Here is a 3,937-nt window from a genome sequence, read left to right as displayed (position 1 = left end):
TTTCCAAAAGATATTCTGCTTAAGCATAATATCCTTAAAACTGATACATCAAAAGGGAAAATGGCAATTAGAGTATACCCTAGCTGGGATACCCTCACTAGCAAACAAGCCATCGCAACACAAGATTGGCAATTACCCTATTTTATAAATTTGAACAATGCAAATAGTTTTCCTATACAAGAACTATTAATACGATATATCAATTAACATTTAACGGAGAATGTTTTTCCTAAAGGTGACAAGAGCTTAACGATGAAACCTATTTAAATCAGAAGTTTCTACTGAAGTAATGGACAGCAAAGCAAAGGTTGATCCAATGTTTGTCAATACGACGGGTACGATAGTGGAGCAAGCTTCTTATCGTGGAACGTCAAAGCTCCATTAAGCTTCCTCTGCTGATTCTGGCTGGCTCAAAATTCGGATACAGTATTTTAGATTTCATATACCTCCGCAACCTCCTAGGGATAGGATAACTTCCCTGTGACTTTGGTTGTGGAGTTTTTTTTTGTGAATAATGAACTTTATTAACCTCTGCGATCTCTTATCTATGAAATGGGGTGAGAACTTGAATGTAAGCCGTCTTGTCATACAAGCCCAAAAAGGCAACAAGGAAGCTTTATTACAACTAATCATAGCCGAACAGGACGCTTATTATCGTCTTGCCTACAGCTACATGAGAAATGAGCATGACACGATGGATGCCATGGAAGACATGATTGTTACGCTTTATGAAAAACTGGATCAATTGAAAAAACGCGAGGCCTTCTACAGCTGGAGCAAAACCATTCTCGTCAATCGTTGCAAAACAATACTCCGCAAAAATGAACGATTTCTTCCACTTGAAGACGAGCGAGAACCATCACTTGCTGCACTAACTGACGATAATCCATATCGCGATACAGAGTCTGAGATGGACATGCAGGTGCTGCTCTCTCATTTGAATGCACGGCAGCGGGAAGCGATCGAACTTCGTTACGTACACGATTTTCCGTATCAGACGATTGCGGAAATGACCGGTGCACCGGTTGGCACAATCAAATCAAGAATTTCGCAAGGCATACAAAAACTGAAAGCGATAATCGGAGGTGATCGTTATGAAAACGATCGAGGAGAGATTGCAGGAGTACAAACAGAACTTGAATATCGTAAAGGCTCCGCAAGACCTTGAGGATAGGCTTCGAAAGGCACTTGAGCCTGTTCCCGCTAAGAAAAGAACGAAGAATAGAGCGACAACATGGGTTGCAGCAACAGCTGCAGCACTTCTACTCATTGTCGGCACTTACCAATATCCTGCATTCGCTTATTACGGAGGTAAATTGTTCAATAAAATCGAGTTGAGCTCGCTCAACTTTTCAGAATTGGCGGAACAGGGATACGGTCAAACGGTCAACAAAAGCAAAACGCTTGATGACGGCACAGTCATTACCATTAACGGGGTTATTGCAGACGATAACGCATTGCTAATGTATTACACCATTGATCGACCCGCAGGCTCGGTATTTACTGAGAATAGTTCATTTCTTTACGACGTGAGTAAAATGCAAGGGTTCTTGACTGATTCAGATCCGAAAGAAGGAATTGGCAATTATAGCAAAGACGAGACCCAGTACGAGGGAGTATATAAATTCGAGCCGGTTAGTCCATTCTCCAGAACATTAACCGTTACATTCAGTGAGTTGCAAGATAATGGGAAACGGGCATCCTATCCGATCTCCTTCAAGTTTGAAGCGAATAAAGCGATGAACAGTATGCTGAAACAAGACATTTCACAATCCGTGCGTGTCGATCAGGGCACTGTCCACTATGACTCCATCACGGCTTCACCAACTTCAACCATCGTGAAGGGTCATTATAAAATGGAGGATGGCGAATACCCGAGATTCCCAGGCCTAATAAAGCTTTATGTGAATGGAACGGAAGTGAAAGCTTGGGGAATGCAGCAAAGTTCGAATGAAGATGGGATTCCGGGATTCGAACTTGAGTTCGATGTGCTTCCGACAGACAAGATCGAGACCGTTGAGCTTGTACTCGAAACTGCGGCCGGCTATCAGAAAGTGGAGGAACCGATCTCCCTGGTCTCGCCATCCGATCGATCCATCCGAATCGGCGATGAAAAGCTGTGGATTCGAAGCGTAACCAAAACCGATACAGGCTATGATGTCGTTATCGCTAGGAAACAATTCACATACTTGGATAAGGAACAAATGTCCGTCCAAGCTGGCGGTAACGCAGTTCCCGTATCCTCCATTTCGACGTCACGTCCATGGGATCTGAAGAACGGCAACATCCTGTGGGAGCAAACGTATTCTTTTAACACAATGGAGGAGCCGGAACACCTGCTGCTGGACGGATTTCACTATATTAAAACCTACTACAAGACAATATCAATCCCTGTAGATATCAAATAAATTGAAACGCACGAGGGTGAGACACAGCGAATCGATAAACGCAACGGTTCAGCGCGCTCACGGATAAGGAAGGTACACGATGGCATTGGGGATGGTAAAGCCGCCTAAGAAGCAAGAGTTACTACGACAACGAGCAGCCGTATTAAAGCAGTACGAGGTCTTCAGTTACCAAGTCGCTTATTACTTACTCGAGGATGAATCACTGGCGGCCCAAGCTGCCAGTCAAGCTTTGTTCGAATTATTGCAGGATGAGGAATTTTATTATCAAAACGAGTACATCCAAAAACAAAAGATAAAACAATCCGTTATAAAAAATTCACTGCTCAGAAAGGCCCCTTCTTATTGAAAAAGAGAAATTACGAAAAAGGAAGGCGATGGACCCCATACGCCTTCCTTTTTCACTGGGCGTTGAGCTGACGGGTACCGAGGGAGTGGAATACTAGACACTTTATGCTTTATTTCATATATAGTTGAAGATGAGGGGTTTATGTGGAAGACGAATGGTTTTGTCCAGCAGTAAAAAAGATAATAGCACATGGCTTGTGTTGGGAATATTTCTATGCTGGGCGTGGTGGTCCAACAGTTACTGCAGAGGAATTACGAGAATGGATTAAACGTACGGGTGCGTTCAAAGATTTAAATGAGTTCCAAGCCGTTTGCGAAAATTGCAAATTTAAACATGGATGACCTTAATTTCGGTATATTCTTATTCAACTAACGAGTACGATAGTGGGGGAGCTGCCGCGAGGACAACTCCTTTTTGATGCTCATTGAAGTAACGGGCAGATTTCTTTAGTTACAATTTTGACGTTCGTGAAAATAACAAGCTCTACTGCGATGCTCAACCGACATTTTCTTATCTACTCAAACTTTCCCTATACCCTTGGCAAGCAGCATGTTACCATAATACTGTTATTCGAAAATTCACCAATACCGGGGGTATCTTAATAAATGAGCATCAACTTACATGATTGGATTCTGGATGCCGATTTGGTGAGCATGCAAAAGGCAATGACTTCAGGTGAATATACATCCGAAGCTCTCGTTCTTGCATATATCGAACGCATTCATAAGTATAATCCTTTAATCAATGCCGTTTTAGAGATCAATCCAGATGCGCTTGAAATCGCAAGAAATCTTGACCTTGAGCGAAATACAACAGGTAGCAGGGGGCCGCTGCACGGAATTCCAATCCTGCTCAAGGATAATATCGATACAGAAGACCGGATGCATACGAGCGCTGGTTCTATCGCATTAGCTGAGTCGTTTGCTTCTGAAGATTCGTTCATAGCCGCAAAGCTCCGCGCCTCTGGCGCAGTTCTTCTAGGTAAGGCAAATATGACCGAGTGGTCAAATTTTATGTCCAACCATATGCCAGCTGGATACAGTTCCAGAGGCGGATATGTATTAAATCCATATGGACCTGGCAAGCTTTTCGTCAGCGGGTCAAGTTCTGGATCGGCTGCAGCCGTAGCGGCAAATCTGGCAGCAGCAGCGATCGGAACAGAAACAGCGGGTTCGATTATTGG

6 protein-coding genes are annotated in these 3,937 nt (G+C 43.4%); all 6 read left to right on the top strand.

Annotated features, from left to right (window positions below; all coding sequences use genetic code 11):
- Positions 1 to 207, top strand: a 207-nt coding sequence (locus tag DFP97_RS30020) for a MepB family protein (protein WP_181873749.1), incomplete at its 5' end; no start/stop codon positions are given.
- Between the two features lie 358 nt (positions 208 to 565).
- Positions 566 to 1,168 (top strand): RNA polymerase sigma factor, encoded by a 603-nt coding sequence (locus tag DFP97_RS30015; RefSeq protein ID WP_114384322.1) that lies wholly within the window; start codon positions 566 to 568, stop codon positions 1,166 to 1,168.
- Complete coding sequence (locus DFP97_RS30010; protein ID WP_114384321.1) at positions 1,095 to 2,408, top strand: DUF4179 domain-containing protein; 1,314 nt, start codon at positions 1,095 to 1,097, stop codon at positions 2,406 to 2,408. The genes DFP97_RS30015 and DFP97_RS30010 overlap by 74 nt, the downstream gene beginning before the upstream one ends.
- A gap of 79 nt (positions 2,409 to 2,487) precedes the next feature.
- A complete protein-coding gene (locus tag DFP97_RS30005; protein ID WP_114384320.1) occupies positions 2,488 to 2,754 on the top strand; it encodes a hypothetical protein in 267 nt (88 codons plus the stop codon).
- 143 nt (positions 2,755 to 2,897) lie between these two features.
- Positions 2,898 to 3,095, top strand: a complete 198-nt coding sequence (locus DFP97_RS30000) for a hypothetical protein (RefSeq protein ID WP_114384319.1) — start codon at positions 2,898 to 2,900, stop codon at positions 3,093 to 3,095.
- Between the two features lie 264 nt (positions 3,096 to 3,359).
- On the top strand, positions 3,360 to 3,937 hold a 578-nt coding region (locus DFP97_RS29995; RefSeq protein ID WP_245976657.1), incomplete at its 3' end, for an amidase family protein.

This window comes from Paenibacillus prosopidis (genome assembly GCF_003337375.1).
GTDB classification, from domain to species: Bacteria; Bacillota; Bacilli; order Paenibacillales; family Paenibacillaceae; genus Pristimantibacillus; species Pristimantibacillus prosopidis.
This window is presented reverse-complemented; position numbering and strand designations above follow the sequence as displayed.

What these genes read in the sequence shown, in the direction of transcription:
- DFP97_RS30010 (WP_114384321.1), top strand. Translation starts at nt 1,095, where the DNA reads ATGAAAACGATCGAGGAGAGATTGCAGGAGTACAAACAGAACTTGAAT.
- DFP97_RS30005 (WP_114384320.1), top strand. Translation starts at nt 2,488, where the DNA reads ATGGCATTGGGGATGGTAAAGCCGCCTAAGAAGCAAGAGTTACTACGA.